The organism is Arthrobacter sp., assembly GCF_031179985.1.
In the GTDB taxonomy this organism is placed as follows: domain Bacteria; phylum Actinomycetota; class Actinomycetes; order Actinomycetales; family Micrococcaceae; genus Arthrobacter.
The window spans coordinates 31,197-48,226 of the sequence record NZ_JAPSHJ010000017.1 but is presented as its reverse complement, the minus strand read 5'-3'; the positions used below and the strand labels follow the sequence as shown (position 1 = coordinate 48,226).

The window sequence follows — 17,030 nt, the reverse complement described above, 5'->3', positions numbered from 1 at the left end:
TCAGCGGCGGCCGGCGACGTCGAGCGCCTGGGGCAGGGTGAAGGCGCCGGCATAGAGGGCCTTGCCCACGATGGCTCCTTCGACGCCCAAGGGAACAAGTGAACGCAACACCCTGAGGTCTTCCAGGGTCGAGATTCCTCCCGAAGCGACTACAGGCTTGCGGGTCTTCTCCACCATCTGGCGCAGCAGCTCCACATTTGGACCCTGCAGCGTGCCGTCCTTGGTGACGTCAGTGACAACGTAGCGGGCGCAACCGGCCGCCTCAAGCCGCTCCAGTACCTCCCACAGGTCGCCGCCTTCCTTCGTCCAGCCGCGGCCCGCAAGGGTGGTGCCCCGGACGTCAAGGCCGACGGCGATCCGGTCACCGAAGCGGTCAATGGCACGCTGCGTCCACTCCGGGTTTTCGAGGGCGGCGGTCCCGAGATTGACCCGGGCGACACCCAGATCCAGGGCCCTCTCCAGTGATTCGTCGTCCCGCAATCCACCCGAAAGTTCCACTTTGATGTCGAGCTGGCCAACGACTTCCCGCAGCAGCTCTGAGTTCGAGCCGCGCCCGAAGGCAGCATCGAGGTCAACAAGGTGAACCCACTCGGCACCCTGCTGTTGCCAGTTCAGCGCAGCCTCGAGCGGAGTCCCGTAGCTGGTCTCGCTTCCTGCTTCGCCCTGGACCAGTCGTACGGCCTGGCCGTTCACTACGTCAACGGCCGGGAGCAGTTCAAGTACCGGCAGCGGGGTTTCGTCGTTCATCATGGTCCTCAAGGGTGGTGGAGCGGAGTAGGAAATGTAGCCGGCTGGGATGTCAGGCGGCAGGCAGCGTCAGCATGTAGGCGGCCAGGAGCGCCATTCCAGCAAGGGTATAGAACACCACCTGGATCCAGCGTGGTGCTTTCTGTTGCCGGAAGGACAACGCCCCGCCGACCAGCAACCCGGCGAGGCCCATCAGCACTATGGACCACACTATGCGTCTGCTGCAGGTTGAACTGAAGAGGGGTTGGCGGGAGCGGCTTCTGCGGAAGCAGGAGCCTCGGCACGCCGCCCATGACGCAGGCCGTTGACCCAGTTACGCAATAGACGGGCACCTGCATCACCGGACTTCTCGGGGTGGAACTGCGTGGCAGCCAGAGGGCCGTTTTCAACCGCGGCGATGAAAGGTGCCCCGTGCTCTGACCAGGTGACCAGTGGCGGAGCCATCCGCGGCTGGATCACATCGAAGTCCCAGGTCTGGACGCCGTAGGAGTGAACGAAGTAGAAGCGTTCATTCTCGACACCTTCAAAGAGGTGCGAACCCTCGGGAACCTTCACTGTGTTCCAGCCCATGTGCGGCACGACGTCGGCCGGGAGTAACTCGACTTTCCCAGGCCATTCACCCATTCCTTCGGCCTCTGTGCCGTGCTCAACGCCGGCTTCGAACAGCACCTGAAGTCCGACGCAGATGGCCAGGACAGGCCTGCCGCCAGCCACACGCCGGCCGATCATCCGGATACCGTCTACGGCTTTCAGCTCGTTCATAACGGTCTCGAAAGCGCCGACGCCGGGCACCACCAGGCCATCGGCGTTGAGGACGTCCTGCGGCTTGGCGCTCAGGATCACTTCAGCTCCGGCACGTTCCAGCGCCCGGACAGCAGAGCGGACATTGCCCGAGCCGTAGTCCAGGACAGTGACGGTGGGCTTACCCTCCGGCGAAGAGGGCTTGACGGCGGCATCCGGATCAAGGATCGCGCCGTCCTGGATGAGCTTTCCGGTCACAATGCCCCCTTGGTTGATGGGATTCCGTCCACGCGTGGGTCGGTTTCCACGGCCGCGCGCAGTGCACGGGCGAACGCCTTGAACTGTGCTTCCACAATGTGGTGGGGGTCCCTGCCGGCCAAGACATTCATGTGAAGGCATATTCCCGCGTGCAGGGTGATGGCTTCGAAAACATGGCGGGTGAGTGAGCCTGTGAAGTGGCCGCCAATGAGGTGGTATTCCTGGCCGGCAGGTTCGCCGCCGTGGACCAGATAAGGCCTGCCGGAGACGTCCACAACTGCGTGCGCCAGTGCTTCATCAAGGGGAACGGTGGCTTCTCCGAAACGCCGGATGCCTGCCTTGTTACCCAAGGCCACTTTCAGGACTTCTCCAAAGGTAATCGCGACGTCTTCCACTGTGTGGTGGACATCGATGTGGGTGTCACCGGTGGCCTTGACCGTGATGTCGATCAGGGAGTGCTTGCAGAGCGCCGTGAGCATGTGATCGTAAAAGGGAACCGAAGTATCGATATCCGATGTTCCGGTTCCATCCAGATTGATCTCTACCAGCACAGACGATTCACTGGTCGCGCGCTCCATGCGCGCAGTCCGTGCCGCGGCAGCAATGGATCCGGTGTTGCTCATGGTGATGTGTCCTTAGGAAGAAGGGCCTGAAAGCCTGAAGCTTCTGGGTCTTGGTTAAAGTTTAGGCCGGTACTGCGGTTTGCCTTGTCAGAATGCGCTCCAGTGCCTCAAGGAATGCTGTGGTCTCGGCCTCTGTTCCTGCCGTAACCCGCAAATGTCCGGGAATGCCGACGTCGCGAATCAGGACTCCGCAATCAAGAAGTGCCTGCCAGACTGCATGCGGATTCTCCAGTCCCCCGAAGAAAACAAAGTTGGAATCAGAAGCGGCAGGTGTCAGGCCCATTCGAGTAAGCTCCGAGACAATCCTGTCGCGTTGGGCTTTGATGTCCTCGACGTCAGCCATCAACGCTTCCCTGTGCTGAAGTGCAGCAAGGGCCGTTGCCTGGGTGACGGCTGACAGGTGGTATGGCAAGCGGACAAGGCGCAAGGCATCAGTGACTTCCGGCGCTGCCGCCATGTAGCCGAGCCGGGCTCCGGCCAGGGCGAATGCTTTGCTCATGGTCCGCGTTACGATCAGGCGTTCCCGTCCGGGGAGGAGCGTGAGTGCACTGGGAGTACCGTCGTGTGCAAACTCGTGGTAGGCCTCGTCCACGATGACAATGGTGCGGCTTTCCTCACCCGCTTCGTAGACAGCCTTCACTACGTCCAGGCCGAGGCCGGTGCCGGTGGGGTTGTTGGGTGAGCTCAGGAAAACTACGTTCGGTTCAAGCTCCCGGACCTGTTCGGCGGCGTATTCTGCGCTTAGCCCGTAATCGGCAGCGCGCAGGCCGGAAACGTATTCGGTGTCAGTACCGCTGGCAAGCAAGGGGTACATGGAGTACGTGGGGGGAAAGCCCAGAGCTGTCCTGCCAGGTCCGCCAAAAGCCTGCAGTGTCTGCTGCAGGACTTCGTTGGATCCATTGGCTGCCCAGATATTTTCGGCCTCGAGCCCATGCCCCAGATACTCCGCCAGGGCTGACCGGAGCTCACTGAACTCCCGATCGGGGTACCGGTTCAGTCCGGCGGCTGCAGCGGTTACGGCCTCGGAGATGGCCTTCAGAACATCCTCTGGCACGCCGTGAGTGTTCTCATTCACGTTCAGCAGGATGGGCACATCCAATTGCGGCGCACCGTAAGGCGTCAGGCCCCGGAGATTGTCGCGGAGTGGCAGTCGGTTCAAGCGCGCTAGCTGGTCAGTCACCAGAACAGTTTAAGTGCCTGATGCCGGGCCCGGAAAACTGTGACGCCTCCAGGCAAAGCCGGGCTTCGAGGACTGGGCTCACGCGGAGGGGACAAAGAGCTGCTGCCCCGGACTGACCGCACCTCCATCGAGGTTATTCAACTGCACGATGTCAGCCACGACATCCCGCGGATCGCGCTTAGGTGCAACAGTGCCGGCGATGGCCCACAAGGATTGGCCCTGCTGCACGGTGACGGTCACGGTGGGAGTCAGGGAGAGCTCGGCGGCGGTGTCAGCTGCCTTGGCCGGAGACGTAAGGAAACCCGAGAGTGACATCAGCAAGGCAGTCAGCAGCATAAGGGGCAAGACCACCAGGACAATCCATCCGCGCCGGGTAAGCCGCAGCGGTGCCTGCACCCGGCCATGGGCTTGGCCAGGGGTGTCGGCACCGTAAGCGCTCGCTTCTTCACAGGCACTGGCCCTTCGATCGGCAGAGGTCATTTCGGGCATATACACAGCGGGCCCCTGTGGGGCGAGGGAACTGTGCAGCGTCGTCGCCGATTGAGACTCTCCGGAGACCGATTGCGGAAAGAACTCGTGGAACGCGGATGTAGCTGACATGACCGTCCTCCTGGACCATACTGTGCTGCCCGTCGTGTTCATTGATGGCAAGGTATTCATTGCCAGCGGCCTCCGGCTTCGAACGTCTGAACGAATCCGGCCACCGGAGCAAGCAAATGAGAAAACTGACTAGAACACATATTCGAACCTTACTGACTAAGTTTTAGCATCTATGATCGAACATTGTCGAGACTCACTAGAACAAATGTTTGAAAAACTCCCGTGGCTGGCCTACGTTTGATCAAAGAAACATAGATCAGGACAACCACATCTGCAGTTGATCAGCAGGGTCTGACATTCAGGCAGAACATCCCCGGCGGCTGGCGCTCAGAAGCTGGGAGAAATGGAAAGGCGTTGGCGAAAATGGCAGCACAAGCCGCGGGCAGCAAGGCCACCGCAGGGGCCTCGCAGAATGCCCGGACGCCCAAGGGCCTCACTCTTCGCCAAAAGAGAATCCTGGAGACCATTCAGCGGTCCGTCAATGACAACGGCTATCCCCCATCCATGCGCGAAATCGGGGACACAGTCGGCCTTGCGAGCCTGTCCAGCGTGACCCACCAGCTGTCCCAGCTGGAGAAACTCGGATACCTGCGCCGCGATCCGAAGCGTCCGCGCGCCATGGAAGTGTTGATGCCGCTGACACTGGAGGAAGGCACAACGGAGCCTTCACGGCCGGAAAAGCCCACCCGGCTCAGGAGTGTAGGCCGTCAACCGGTGACGGAACTCGCAGGCGCAACAGACACCGCCATGGTCCCACTGGTCGGGCGTATCGCCGCAGGCGGTCCCATTCTCGCCGAGCAGCTGGTGGAAGAGTTTATGCCGCTCCCCCGCCAGCTGGTTGGCCACGGAGAGCTGTTCATGCTGAAGGTTGCGGGAGACTCCATGATTGATGCCGCAATTTGCGACGGTGACTGGGTGGTTGTGCGCCGTCAGAGCGTCGCTGTCAACGGCGATATCGTGGCCGCGCTATTGGACGATGAAGCGACAGTCAAGACGTTCCGCCAACGGGACGGCCACACATGGCTGCTGCCACAGAACACGCAGTATGAGCCCATCCTGGGCGATCATGCCACCATTATGGGCAAAGTAGTCTCAGTCCTGCGCTCCATATAGAACCCGCCCTCCAGCTCAGCCCCGCGCTCCGGTACTGGGCACCCGGGTTTCGTCAGCCAGCCGTTTAAGTGCAGCCACGGCAATCGCAGAGTCCGTGGTGGGCCAGAAGGGCGGCAGGGCAGCGCGCAGAAAATTGCCGTATCGCTCAGTTGATAGCCGCGAGTCCAGCACGGCGACCACGCCTTTGTCGCCTGTGGAACGAATAAGGCGGCCAGCCCCCTGGGCAAGCCGGATGGCGGCGTGCGTGGCAGAAACAGACATAAAGCCGTTGCCGCCTGCCTTTGCTACCGCCCGGGACCGTGCTGTCATAAGGGGATCATCGGGACGGGGGAAGGGAATCCTGTCGATCACTACGAGGCGGCACGAGCCCCCAGGAACGTCCACACCTTGCCAAAGGGACATGGTGCCGAACAGGCAGGTGTCGGGCTCATCCGCAAACTGCCGGACCAGCGCCGTCATCGTTGAATCACCTTGGCAGAGAATGTTCACGTCGAGTCGGGGACGCAGGGCTTCGGCAGCGTCCTCCGCTGCCCGGCGAGAGGAAAACAGGCACAGCGCGCCGCCCCCGGAGGCAAGAATCAGCTTTTCGAGCTCGTCGAGAGCTTCAGGTGACGTGCCTCGACCCGGTTTTGGCAGATGACCCGCCACGTAGAGAATCCCTTGTTTCGGATAGTCGAAAGGAGAGCCGACGTCGATGCCGGTCCAGCTCGGCGCACCCGGGCCCACGAGACCAAGGCCGCCCGCCGCAGGTTCGAAGGCGGAGCCGATCGCGAGCGTAGCGGAAGTCAGCACGACGGTGTGTCCCTCGAACAGGCCCTCCCGGAGCCGGCCGCCCACGCTTAGGGGTGCGACATTGATCAGCGCCGGCGAGGCGTCATCCGGTGTGGAGTAACCCTGTTGCGGATCAAAGGTACTGTTTCGGGAAATCCACACCACTTCGCCGTTTTCCCGCGCTGCGATAAGTCGTTCACACAGTTCCAGAATCACCAGGAGGCGGGAGCGCGCCAACTGCCGCCCGCCGTCGGCCGTGGTGGAACTGTCCCCCTTGGAATCAGAGAGTGCAGCGCGGCATGCGTCGCGGAGTTGGTCCACACAGTCGAGTTGTTCGTCGCTGAGCCCGCTGGGGAGGAGACCGCTGGGGATCCCGGCAACCGCAACTTCGAGGTTGGCAGCCGCGGAGTTGAGGGCGTCAACGGTGATGCCCGTATGCTTGCGCGCTCCTGATGCCGCCGCATGGACCATGGCAACGGAGAGTTGCCCGGAGACTGCACCCGTGACCCGGTCCTGCAGTTCATGGGCCTCGTCCACCACCACAACGTCGTACTCAGGAAGCACCGCCAGGCCCTCGAAAGCGCTGACGGCGAGCATGGCGTGGTTGGTGACAACAACGTCGGCCTCGGCTGCGTTTTGACGGGCCAGTTCGCTGAAGCACTCGGCGGCCATGGGGCATTTCTGTGCCCCCAGGCACTCCATTGACGTGACGGATACCTGCCGCCACGCCCTGTCGGTCACGCCTGGCATCAGCTCGTCGCGGTCGCCGGTGATGGTCTTTTCTGCCCAGTCACGCAGCCGGACCACTTCTTTGCCCAGTTGGGACGAAGGACCACCCATGGCTGCCGCAAAATGCGGCACGCTGGTGTCCTCCCCCAAAGAGAACAACTGTCCCTCTGCCGGCTCCTCGGACGGGAAACCGCCCTCGAGCTTGTGCCTGCAGACGTAGTTGGCTCGGCCCTTGACGAGCGCCACCTTCACGGGCCGGTCCAGCGCCGGAGTTATCGTTTCCAGCAGCCTGGGCAAGTCCCTTCCCACAATCTGAGTCTGCAGGGCCAATGTGGCCGTCGAGACGAGAGTGGGTTTGTCGCTGACAAGCGAGTGGGCGATGAGAGGAATCAGGTAGGCGAGGGACTTACCGGTCCCTGTTCCTGCCTGGACCAGCAGGTGGTCGCCGCTGTCTATTGCGCGCGCCACCTGCCGGGCCATTTCGTGCTGACCGGTGCGGCTCTCGCCGCCCATTCCGGAGACAGCCCGGTCGAGCAGTTCAACCACCAACCGCTCGCTGGCCGATGCATTCGCCTCCGGATCCGCTTCAGTCATTGCTGACGAAGGATTCCAGCTCAGCGGCAAGACCTTCCCGAACCATCACAACGGCTCGTGTGCCATGCTCATCGTGATCGAGGGTAAGGATTTCAGCATCGGTTTCGTGGAGCTTACTGATCAAATCACCCCGGTTGTACGGGATATGCAATTCCAGCTTGACACTTGGCCTGGGGATGGAGTCACTGATGGCTTTGAGCAGATCGCTGATGCCTTGGCCCGTCCTGGCGGAAACCACAACGTGCCGGCGTTCGCGCTGCTTCAGCCGCTCCACCACGAAGGGATCAGCAGCGTCCACCTTGTTCAGCACGATGATCTCGGGCACCTTGCGCGCATCCACTTCGCTGAACACCGCACGGACGGCGGCAATCTGGCCTTCCGGATCCGGATGTGAGGCGTCCACAACGTGGAGGATGAGGTCGGAATCGGCCACTTCCTCCAGCGTAGAGCGGAACGCTTCCACCAATTGCGTGGGCAATGAGCGGACAAAACCCACGGTGTCGGCCAGGGTATAGCCCAATCCGTCGGCAGTTTCAGCCTTGCGGACCGTTGGATCCAAGGTGGCAAAAAGCGCGTTCTCCACGAGGACTCCGGCGTCGGTCAGCCTGTTGAGCAGCGAGGACTTGCCGGCGTTGGTGTATCCGGCGATAGCAACAGACGGAACCGCATTACGACGGCGGTTGGCCCGTTTCGTCTCCCTCGCAGGCTTCATGGCCGCGATTTCCCGCCGCAGTTTCGCCATCCGTGTCCGGATCCGGCGCCTATCCAGTTCGATCTTGGTTTCACCAGGACCACGTGAACCCATTCCGGCCGCTGCCCCACCCACCTGGCCACCGGCCTGGCGGGACATGGACTCACCCCAACCACGCAGTCGCGGCAACAGGTATTCGAGCTGGGCCAGTTCCACCTGGGCTTTGCCTTCGCGGCTCTTAGCATGCTGGGCAAAAATATCGAGGATGAGAGCGGTACGGTCAATGACTTTGACCTTGACGATATCTTCAAGGCCGCGCCGCTGTGATGGAGCCAATTCGGCGTCGACCACAACGGTGTCCGCCCCCGTCGACATAACAATGTCCTTCAGTTCAAGGGCTTTGCCTGAGCCAAGGAAAGTTCCGGGATCAGGCTTGGCTCGGCGCTGAACGAGGCCATCGAGCACTTCGGAGCCGGCGGTTTCTGCCAGTGCCGCCAGTTCCCGGAGGGAGTTCTCGGCGTCGGCCAGGGTTCCCTCCGACCACAACCCCGCCAGGACCACCCGTTCGAGCCGGAGTTGCCGGTACTCGACTTCGGTAACGTCCTCCAGCTCTGTGGAAAGGCCTGCAGTACGGCGCAGTGCGCGACGTTCCTCAAGATCCTGCTGATCACCGTCGTAGCTGGTGTGCTCGTCGTCGAGCCCTGAAATGGCCTGGGCCCTGCCGAAAACAGCCTTGCTGTCCTCGTCCGCCTTCCGGACGTTCCTGGCAGGTACATCCTTGGCGAGAATCCGGTCAATTACAGCCTGAATCTCCTCGGGGGACATATCCTCGGCGGCTGAATCTGGTCCGGTGTTGTGCTGACTGGTCATGGTCTCCTTAAGAGGTTCTACATCTTCAGAATAGTGCCCTTTGCCGGGCTGTGGTGCTGAATTCGCGGTGGGCTGACGGCTGCTGGTCAATTGTTCCTCCAGGTGGCCACGGCAGCGGCGCCGTGGCAGGTATGGTTCGGGACGTTTGTGTGTCTGCGGTTCCCAGGAAAGGGAACGGCTGGCCGGAGTGATTTCCAGTCCGGATATGTCAGATGCTTGGGTTGATCATGATGGACTCCATGGGGATCGGGCGCCCAGTTGATCTGCCAGTTGGATCTTTCGCCACTGTTTCATAGACGTAGGCTCCGGACCCGGCACGGTAGCTGGGTGGTGTGAGTCCGGGAGAGTTCATCTGAAGGTTCATTGACTTTGAAAGCACTGGTGCTGAGCGCGCTAAGCGGAAGGACTTACCTGCATCGCTGCGGGACACTAAGCGGGGCGTGAGGCGGGCTATGATGCCAACGCGCCTGCGCCGGGCTGCGCCGCTACTCAAAGATCAAGAACATGGATTAAAGAATACCAGACGGGCCAAACCCCCGGTTTCCCATCCAGCTGCGGGGCAACTAATCTGGCCAGTTATGGAGTCTGCACATTATTTCAGCGCCCAGCCGGCGGGGCCCTTCACCCGCAAGCCGCTGACGGTCGAACTTGCCGGTGAAACGCGGAAGCTCCAGACGTCGTCGGGGATCTTCAGCCCCGAGGGCATCGACAAGGGAACGGCCGTTCTACTTGCCGAGGTACCAGCCCCCTCTCCCCAAGGGAACCTGCTGGATATCGGGTGTGGCTGGGGTCCAATCGCCCTGACCATGGCTTTGCGGGCCCCCCATGCAACCGTCTACGCCGTAGATGTCAACGAGCGGTGCGTGACCCTGACGAACGAGAACGCCGCCGCACTCGGGCTGGAGAATCTCCGGGCCAGCTTGCCGGACGGGGTAGATCCCGGGCTCCACTTCGATACCATCTGGTCAAATCCGCCGATCCGGATCGGTAAGGACGAGCTCCATTCGCTGTTACTGCGCTGGCTGCCCCGGCTCGCCCCTGGTGGTTCCGCCTGGCTGGTGGTCCAGAAAAACCTCGGTTCCGATTCGCTGCAGCGCTGGCTTGCCGCAGAGCTTGATTCATCCTTCACGGTTACCCGCGAGAGTACCTCGAAGTCCTTCCGGATCCTGAAGGTCAGGAAAGCGTCCCACTAGCAACGATGACGGCGGGACCACTAAGCTCGACGTGCTCGCGCCCGTCAGGCCCGGGGAAAAACTTCACGCCGACGATGCCGCCCGGTACTGTGACATTCCACGCATTCGGAGCGCCCTCGCCGGCCCAGTGCCGGATCGCGACAGCTGCTGCGCACGCGCCCGTGCCGCACGACTGTGTTTCGCCGGCACCCCGCTCGTGAACCCTCATGGTGATGGTCCCCACACCGTCGTGAACGAGTGGTTCGGACGGAACTACGAACTCGACGTTGGTGCCGTTGGGCGGGGTGGGATCTACGTGAGGGGCGGTAAACAGCTGGGTCGCCTCGAGCTCGGAAAGCTCTGCAAGGGCAACCACAGTGTGCGGATTTCCCATGCTGACGGAGAGAGCAGGCCGGGCCACCTCCAGTCCGCTTGCGCTTACGAGGGAGTCCATTGCCCGGGCCGCAGCGTCCTCAGGAAAGATGAATTCCCACGGCCCCATGTCCACCGCATATCCCGAACCGCTGCGGACGATCACTTTCACGCCTCCGCGGGTGCCCACCGTCAATGAGGCTCCTTCGTCCAGACGGACAAGTCCCTGGGCGATGAGGAAGTGCACGAAAACACGCACTCCGTTTCCGCACATCTCGGACAACGAGCCATCACCGTTGCGGTAGTCCATGAACCATTCGGCATCCGGATGCTGGGCCAGCAGGTCCCGGCCTTCAGGAAGGAAACGTGACGGAACAGCGCGGATCAGGCCGTCCCCGCCTATTCCACGGTGTCGATCACACAGTTCGGCTACCTGTTCAGGCCCAACAGGCCACACGCCGGCCGGATCAGCTATCAGGACGAAGTCGTTTCCCGTGCCGTGCCCCTTCGAGAACGCTAAGCCGCTCAGGCCTCGGTGAGCGTGAGCGGGGGTCTCTTCGAGGGTTTCATTCATGGTCCAAGGTTACCGTCTTGGTCGTGTTCGCCGTAAAGCCGTCCTCCGGACCCCCTTCCCCGGAAATCAGGCTCCACATCCCCTGAAGGGGCCTCACGCACAGAGAGCGGCCGCCTTCTCCAGCAGCGCAGGGTCCTGCCAGTCCAGCCAAGCGATCCGGGGATCCGCCCGGAACCACGTCAGCTGCCGGCGTGCGAATTGCCTGGTGGCCAGAATGGTCTCTTCCGCCGCTTCCGAAATGTCGCTGACACCGTCGAGTACCTTCAGGAATTGGGCGTACCCGAGGGCGCGGGATGCGGTTTTCCCTTGCCTCAATCCGCGTGATTCGAGCCGGCTTACCTCCTCCAGCAGGCCGCTCTCCACCATGCGGTGGACGCGCTGGGCGAGGCGGGCGCGGAGCGTCTCCCGATCCACTTCAAGCCCGATTTGCACAGCGGGCTGGACGTACTCGCGCTTTGGCATGTAGGAGCTGAAAGGGCGACCGGTCAACTCATAAACTTCCAAGGCGCGGATGACCCGGCGGGTGTCTCCAAGGCGTGCGGCCGATACCGGGTCAAGACGTTCAAGGCGGAAGCGCAGGCCGGCCTCGCCCTGTGATGCGGCCTCGTTCTCAAGGCGTCGGCGGATGCCGGGATCCGTACCGGGAAACTCAAGGACATCCAAGGCAGCCCGCAGGTAGAGTCCGGAGCCGCCCGCGAGGATTGCTCTCTTTCCGCGGCGATGAATCGCATTGATCACCGATCTGGCTTGCTGCTGGAAGTCCGAAACACTGGCTTCCTCGGTGACGTCGAGGGTATCCAGCAAATGGTGGGGCACTCCCCTGCGTTCTTCCACGCTGATCTTGGCTGTACCAATGTCCATGCCCCGGTAGAACTGCATGGAATCGGCATTGATGACCTCACCATCAAGTTCCAGGGCCAGCCCGACGGCCAGATCAGACTTGCCGGATCCGGTGGGCCCTACGACAGCGATCACCGGTGGTGGCCCGCCGGCGGGTATGTGCGCTGTGCCGGTATACGGGGCTGACATTCCTAGCGTCCGCGGACGGGAAGTGAGGGCATTCCCAGGGAGACTCCGGCCTTACCTGATTTCCCTGAAGGGGCGGGCAGCCCACAGGAGTCGGCCTGGGACCTGTCCCAGGCATCGCCAGCGCGGGAGCGGCGCAGGCTGTAATCCTCGGGTGACGAAGGGTCAGCGACCAGATGGAAGGAAGCGGCCTCAGTAATGGTGACCGTGACGAGATCACCGGGCCGGGGAGCTTCTGCGCCTTCGGGAACGCTGAAGTGTACGAGCCGCTGGTCTTGGGAACGCCCGGAGAGCCGGTGGGTCTCCCCTGCCTTTCGTCCGGACTGGGCCGTCACCATCACCTCGACACGCTTGCCAAGCTGCCGCGCGTTCTCTTCTGCCGCGATCCTGTCCTGCAAGGCGGTGAGCCGTTCGAAGCGCTCCTGGACAACTGCCTTGGGCAGCTGATCGGGCAGGTCAGCGGCAGGTGTTCCGGGCCGCTTGGAGTACTGGAAGGTAAATGCTGTTGCAAAGCGAGACTTCTCCACGACATCCAGGGTCGCCTGGAAGTCCTCCTCAGTTTCACCGGGGAATCCGACGATGATGTCGGTAGAGATCGCTGCATGGGGAATCTTTTCGCGGACCTTGTCCAGGATTCCGAGGAATTTCGTGGACCGGTAGGACCTCTTCATGTCCTTGAGTACTTTGTCTGACCCTGACTGCAACGGCATGTGAAGCTGCGGCATGACATTGGGCGTCTCGGCCATGGCATCGATCACGTCGTCGGTGAAGGCAGCAGGGTGAGGGCTCGTGAATCGAACCCGCTCAAGGCCTTCGATGCTCCCGCAAGCCCGCAGCAGTTTCGAGAACGCCTGCCGGTCCCCGAATTCGACGCCGTAAGAGTTGACGTTCTGTCCAAGGAGGGTCACTTCGATGGCGCCGTCATCAACAAGGGCCTGGATTTCTGCCAGCACATCGCCCGGGCGGCGGTCCTTCTCCTTGCCACGAAGCGCGGGCACAATGCAGAACGTGCAGGTGTTGTTGCAGCCAACCGAGATGGACACCCACCCCGAATACACTGAGTCACGCTTGGTGGGCAAGGTGGACGGAAACACGTCGAGGGATTCCAGGATCTCAAGCTGGGCCTCGTTATTATGCCGTGCCCGTTCCAGCAGCGCCGGCAGGGCACCCACGTTGTGTGTGCCAAAGACGGCGTCCACCCACGGCGCTTTTCGGAGGATCGTCTCACGGTCCTTTTGGGCCAGACATCCACCAACAGCTATCTGCATACCGGGATTGGCTTCCTTGACCGACGCCAGCATGCCCAGGTTTCCGTAGAGCTTATTGTCAGCGTTCTCCCGCACCGCACAGGTATTGAACACGACGACATCAGCCTGTTCCGCCCCAGCCGGAATGTACCCTGCAGACTCAAGCATCCCTGCCATACGTTCTGAATCGTGAACGTTCATCTGGCACCCGAACGTGCGGACCTCGTAAGTACGAGGACCTGGCGCTTCCGGGACAGGGGAAGCGGCTGAAATGGAATGGGTGCCGGCTGCCGGCGAAGGAATGGTCAAACTCACCCATTAAGGGTAACGGTTGAAACGGTTGCCTGCTCGTGGCGGTCCGTTATGGCCATTCTCCATGGCCTGGAATCCGGAATCGGGGAATCAGTCCTGAACTCAGCCAAGGCCGGGATCGCCAGACGAATCCAGGACCTCGCCGACAATCCTGAAGGCTGCGGACGGGTTGTAGCCCTTGCGTGCAAGCATGGACGCGAGCCGCCGTGTGACCTTGTCCCGTTCGCTTCGGTCCTGGATCTGGGCGGAACCACGCAGCTTCCGCATCACAAGTTCCCGCGCCTTGGATTCCTCGGCCTCATCCGTGATCTGCTCAAGCGCCTGGGATGCCGTCTCGGAATCGATGCCCTTCTCCGCAAGCTCCCTTTTCAGGGCGCCACGGGCCAGTTTTCGCGACTGGGAGCGGCTTCGTACCCAGGCATCAGCAAATTCAGCGTCGTCAACCAGACGCACCTCTTCGAAGCGGTCAAGGACCGCTTCAGCAACGTCCTCGGGTATGTTCCGCTCTGCGAGCTTCCTGGCCAACTGGTGGCGGCTCTTGGGCGAATTGGTCAGCTGCCGCAAAACTATGGCGCGGGCGACTGACGCTGGATCCGGCTCCGCATCCAGCGCAGCCGGATCCATGGGGCGTTTAGAAGCCGTCAACGGCCTTGAGCTTCGGTGCGGCTTCAGTCTCTGCTGCCGGCTTCACTCCGACGCCGAGCTTCTCCTTGATGAGCCTTTCCAGCTCGGCGGCAAGCTCGGGATTGTCGCGCAGGAAGCGGCGCGAGTTTTCCATACCCTGGCCGAGCTGATCGCCATCATATGTAAACCAGGAACCCGACTTCTTGATGATTCCGTGCTCGACACCCATATCGATGATGCCGCCCTCACGGGAGATTCCCTGACCGTAGATGATGTCGAACTCGGCGATTTTGAAGGGGGGCGCCATTTTGTTCTTGACGATTTTGGCCTTGGTTCGGTTTCCGACCGAATCCGCGCCTTCCTTCAGCGTCTGGATCCTGCGGACGTCGATACGGATGGAGGCATAGAACTTCAGCGCCTTACCACCTGTGGTGGTTTCCGGTGATCCGAAGAAGACACCGATCTTTTCACGCAGCTGGTTAATGAAGATCGCCGTGGTCTTGGTTTGGCTCAGGCGTCCGGTGATCTTCCGGAGTGCCTGACTCATGAGCCGTGCCTGGAGGCCCACGTGGCTGTCGCCCATATCGCCCTCGATTTCGGCTCGCGGAACCAAGGCTGCCACGGAGTCAATGACAATGACATCCAGGGAACCGGAGCCGATCAGCATGTCCATGATTTCGAGCGCCTGCTCTCCGGTATCCGGCTGGGATACCAGGAGGGCATCGGTGTCGACGCCCAGTTTCGCGGCGTACTCAGGGTCGAGGGCGTGCTCGGCGTCGATAAAAGCGGCTATGCCGCCCTGGCGCTGGGCATTGGCCACAGCGTGCAATGCAACTGTGGTTTTACCGGATGATTCCGGTCCATAAATTTCCACCACCCGGCCGCGGGGCAGCCCGCCAATTCCCAAGGCGACATCCAGCGCGATAGAACCGGTGGGGATAACCTCAATCGGCGCCCGGACCTCGTCTCCGAGGCGCATGACAGAGCCTTTGCCGAACTGCTTGTCAATCTGCGCGAGCGCTGCTTCAAGCGCCTTTTCACGATCCGGGGCTGCCGCCATGGTTCACACCTCTAATGCTTTCTCGCTTTGGAGTGGCCTTAGCGGCCGATTCTTTGTCATCAACGACGCTAATTGCACCCACCGACATTATGGCCGGGACACATCGCTTATGTGGATAACCTCTGAAAAAAGCATAGTCCTACCCGAACAGATATTCGAACAAGTGCCCGGCGTGTCAGCCGGTTCTAATCGCGACGGGGGCTGATGTCCCTTCCTAGGCGCCGCTCCGGGGGAACATCCTGCAACTCGCAGATGGCAAGCCACACGGAGCGGGGGCTGACGCCGGCAGCCAGGGCCTGGTCCGCCGTTCGTCCGCCAACAGCAGCCAGCACCAACGAACTGCTCAGGACGCGTGAGTAACCGGCGCCAAATTCATCGTCCATAAGCCGCCAAAATTCACTAATCCGCACCAATAGAGTCTCTCACGGACCCTGACTCTAGAATTGTTGCCATGAGCAACCCAGTTGACAGCCCAGGCCCGCCCGAAGATCTTACGGGCGCCGACGGCGTCGACGCCGCCCTGGAGTCCGTGGAACAGCAACTGAGTCTTTTCTGGCGGAGGGCACGCTCGGTCTCCCAGCAACTGTCCCGGCAGGTCCACCCCGATATGGAGCCTGCGGCGTACGGCCTCTTGACCATCATCAGGAGGGAAGGACCAATGCGCCTGACCGATCTGGCGTCCTGCGTCGGCGTTGGAAAACCGTCTGTGAGCCGGCAGATTGCCTTTCTCGAGAGCATCGGCCTTATCTTCAAGGAAGCCGATCCTGTGGACGGCCGCGCACAGTCCATTCGGCTCACGCCCCGTGGCGAGGAGAAGATGCATCAGGTCCAGGACGCCCGCAATCAGGTGTTCCGGGAACGGTTAGGGGAATGGCCGGTCTCGGAGCTAGAGACCCTGGCCCGCTACATCGCGAAGTTGAACAGTACCTACGAGCGGGATGGCTTCCCCAAGGACGAATCGAAGAGAGACCAGGCACAGTAACGGGGCCGGCCCAGGAACTAGCGTGAAAACGAAGGGCCTGACGCAACCGCGGCAGGCCCTTCGTTCAGTCAAACAGTCGATATGAAGTCATGAGGTCGAAACCAGTCCGGCGACCTCAAGATCCGGGGTCACAGCTTACGCCGGAACGGATCAGCGGGCGCCTGACAGAAGGCCCGTGGTGAGTTCGTCGTTAAGGTCCGTGTTCAGCTCGCGGTCGAGGTCACGGCCATAGCGCTGGGAGAACTCCTGCGGGACGGTGTCCGGCACTGCCACGCCCTCGGCAATGGCCACGCGGTCACTGACCTCGCGGAGCATGCCGGACAAGGGAACATCCAGGGCCGAGCAGATCGATGAAAGCAACTCCGAAGAGGCTTCCTTCTGGCCGCGCTCCACTTCGCTCAAGTAGCCAAGCGAAACGCGGGCACTGTGTGAGACTTCGCGGAGGGTACGGCCTTGGCGCTGGCGGACATCGCGAAGGACATCACCAATTTCGTGACGAAGAACAACCATCTTGCGCTCCTTCTGTTCACTCTTAGCCTGATCGGCGAGGCCCACATCCTTCCAGCGGACAACGCCGTTAACGGATACGGGCTGCTTTACCATCTGTATCGCCTTGCTCCCTCATACTTCAGGTTCTCCACTCGGGGGAACCAGTGTGGTCTTTTTATCCTAGGCGCCTCCGCGATCCGGAAGCGACACAATGTAACAACTATTGGGTTTCGATTTTTGTTCCCGGCAACTTTA

Annotated in this window: 18 protein-coding genes; 3 read left to right on the top strand and 15 right to left on the bottom strand. The window is 61.5% G+C overall.

All coding sequences use genetic code 11. From position 1 onward, the window contains the following. The 6 genes from priA to RIN13_RS10090 all read right to left on the bottom strand — a co-directional run bounded on the left by priA (window position 1) and on the right by RIN13_RS10090 (window position 4,149). The gene (priA, locus tag RIN13_RS10115) at window positions 1-747 is read right to left on the bottom strand and encodes a bifunctional 1-(5-phosphoribosyl)-5-((5-phosphoribosylamino)methylideneamino)imidazole-4-carboxamide isomerase/phosphoribosylanthranilate isomerase PriA (RefSeq protein ID WP_309107232.1); all 747 of its coding nucleotides are present in this window, start codon (window positions 745-747) and stop codon (window positions 1-3) included. Between the two features lie 52 nt (window positions 748-799). Further along, a complete protein-coding gene (locus RIN13_RS10110; RefSeq protein WP_309107201.1) occupies window positions 800-958 on the bottom strand; it encodes a hypothetical protein in 159 nt (52 codons plus the stop codon). Then, window positions 958-1,746, bottom strand: coding sequence for an imidazole glycerol phosphate synthase subunit HisH (gene hisH / locus RIN13_RS10105; RefSeq protein ID WP_309107200.1), 789 nt, complete (start codon window positions 1,744-1,746; stop codon window positions 958-960). Before hisH ends, RIN13_RS10110 begins: the two co-directional genes overlap by 1 nt. Continuing rightward, window positions 1,743-2,369 (bottom strand): imidazoleglycerol-phosphate dehydratase HisB, encoded by a 627-nt coding sequence (gene hisB, locus RIN13_RS10100; RefSeq protein ID WP_309107199.1) that lies wholly within the window; start codon window positions 2,367-2,369, stop codon window positions 1,743-1,745. The genes hisH and hisB overlap by 4 nt, the downstream gene beginning before the upstream one ends. Window positions 2,370-2,430: 61 nt before the next feature. Next, window positions 2,431-3,549 (bottom strand): histidinol-phosphate transaminase, encoded by a 1,119-nt coding sequence (locus RIN13_RS10095; RefSeq protein WP_309107198.1) that lies wholly within the window; start codon window positions 3,547-3,549, stop codon window positions 2,431-2,433. A gap of 78 nt (window positions 3,550-3,627) precedes the next feature. Next, window positions 3,628-4,149, bottom strand: coding sequence for a LysM peptidoglycan-binding domain-containing protein (locus RIN13_RS10090; RefSeq protein ID WP_375164757.1), 522 nt, complete (start codon window positions 4,147-4,149; stop codon window positions 3,628-3,630). A 363-nt stretch (window positions 4,150-4,512) separates the two neighbouring features. Between RIN13_RS10090 and lexA the strand changes: the two genes are divergently transcribed. After that, window positions 4,513-5,262 (top strand): transcriptional repressor LexA, encoded by a 750-nt coding sequence (gene lexA, locus RIN13_RS10085; RefSeq protein ID WP_309107197.1) that lies wholly within the window; start codon window positions 4,513-4,515, stop codon window positions 5,260-5,262. 15 nt (window positions 5,263-5,277) lie between these two features. Here the strand turns inward: lexA and RIN13_RS10080 are convergent, their stop codons facing one another. Beyond that, entirely contained in the window at window positions 5,278-7,356 is a 2,079-nt protein-coding gene (locus tag RIN13_RS10080; protein ID WP_309107196.1) for an ATP-dependent DNA helicase, read from the bottom strand. Beyond that, window positions 7,349-8,917, bottom strand: coding sequence for a GTPase HflX (gene hflX, locus RIN13_RS10075; protein WP_309107195.1), 1,569 nt, complete (start codon window positions 8,915-8,917; stop codon window positions 7,349-7,351). The genes RIN13_RS10080 and hflX overlap by 8 nt, the downstream gene beginning before the upstream one ends. Window positions 8,918-9,495: 578 nt before the next feature. Here hflX and RIN13_RS10070 point away from each other — a divergent pair. Beyond that, a complete protein-coding gene (locus RIN13_RS10070) occupies window positions 9,496-10,110 on the top strand; it encodes a methyltransferase (RefSeq protein WP_309107194.1) in 615 nt (204 codons plus the stop codon). Here the strand turns inward: RIN13_RS10070 and dapF are convergent. From dapF to RIN13_RS10040, 6 genes are all read right to left on the bottom strand, one after another. Beyond that, the gene (gene dapF / locus RIN13_RS10065) at window positions 10,091-11,035 is read right to left on the bottom strand and encodes a diaminopimelate epimerase (protein ID WP_309107193.1); all 945 of its coding nucleotides are present in this window, start codon (window positions 11,033-11,035) and stop codon (window positions 10,091-10,093) included. The genes RIN13_RS10070 and dapF overlap by 20 nt on opposite strands. Window positions 11,036-11,128: 93 nt before the next feature. After that, window positions 11,129-12,064: a tRNA (adenosine(37)-N6)-dimethylallyltransferase MiaA gene (miaA, locus tag RIN13_RS10060; RefSeq protein WP_309107192.1), complete on the bottom strand. Its 936-nt coding sequence runs from the start codon at window positions 12,062-12,064 to the stop codon at window positions 11,129-11,131. 2 nt (window positions 12,065-12,066) lie between these two features. Next, entirely contained in the window at window positions 12,067-13,623 is a 1,557-nt protein-coding gene (gene miaB / locus RIN13_RS10055; protein WP_309107191.1) for a tRNA (N6-isopentenyl adenosine(37)-C2)-methylthiotransferase MiaB, read from the bottom strand. 99 nt (window positions 13,624-13,722) lie between these two features. Beyond that, on the bottom strand, window positions 13,723-14,244 hold the full coding sequence (locus RIN13_RS10050) for a regulatory protein RecX (RefSeq protein ID WP_309107190.1): 522 nt from the start codon (window positions 14,242-14,244) through the stop codon (window positions 13,723-13,725). 7 nt (window positions 14,245-14,251) lie between these two features. Then, window positions 14,252-15,304: a recombinase RecA gene (gene recA / locus RIN13_RS10045; RefSeq protein ID WP_309107189.1), complete on the bottom strand. Its 1,053-nt coding sequence runs from the start codon at window positions 15,302-15,304 to the stop codon at window positions 14,252-14,254. A 185-nt stretch (window positions 15,305-15,489) separates the two neighbouring features. Continuing rightward, on the bottom strand, window positions 15,490-15,714 hold the full coding sequence (locus RIN13_RS10040) for a DUF3046 domain-containing protein (RefSeq protein ID WP_309107188.1): 225 nt from the start codon (window positions 15,712-15,714) through the stop codon (window positions 15,490-15,492). Between the two features lie 41 nt (window positions 15,715-15,755). Here RIN13_RS10040 and RIN13_RS10035 point away from each other — a divergent pair, with 41 nt between their 5' ends. Continuing rightward, the gene (locus tag RIN13_RS10035; protein WP_309107187.1) at window positions 15,756-16,286 is read left to right on the top strand and encodes a MarR family transcriptional regulator; all 531 of its coding nucleotides are present in this window, start codon (window positions 15,756-15,758) and stop codon (window positions 16,284-16,286) included. A gap of 150 nt (window positions 16,287-16,436) precedes the next feature. On the opposite strand, the gene RIN13_RS10030 is transcribed toward RIN13_RS10035, so the two are convergent. Next, the gene (locus RIN13_RS10030) at window positions 16,437-16,889 is read right to left on the bottom strand and encodes a helix-turn-helix transcriptional regulator (protein WP_309107186.1); all 453 of its coding nucleotides are present in this window, start codon (window positions 16,887-16,889) and stop codon (window positions 16,437-16,439) included. Window positions 16,890-17,030: the final 141 nt, after the last annotated feature.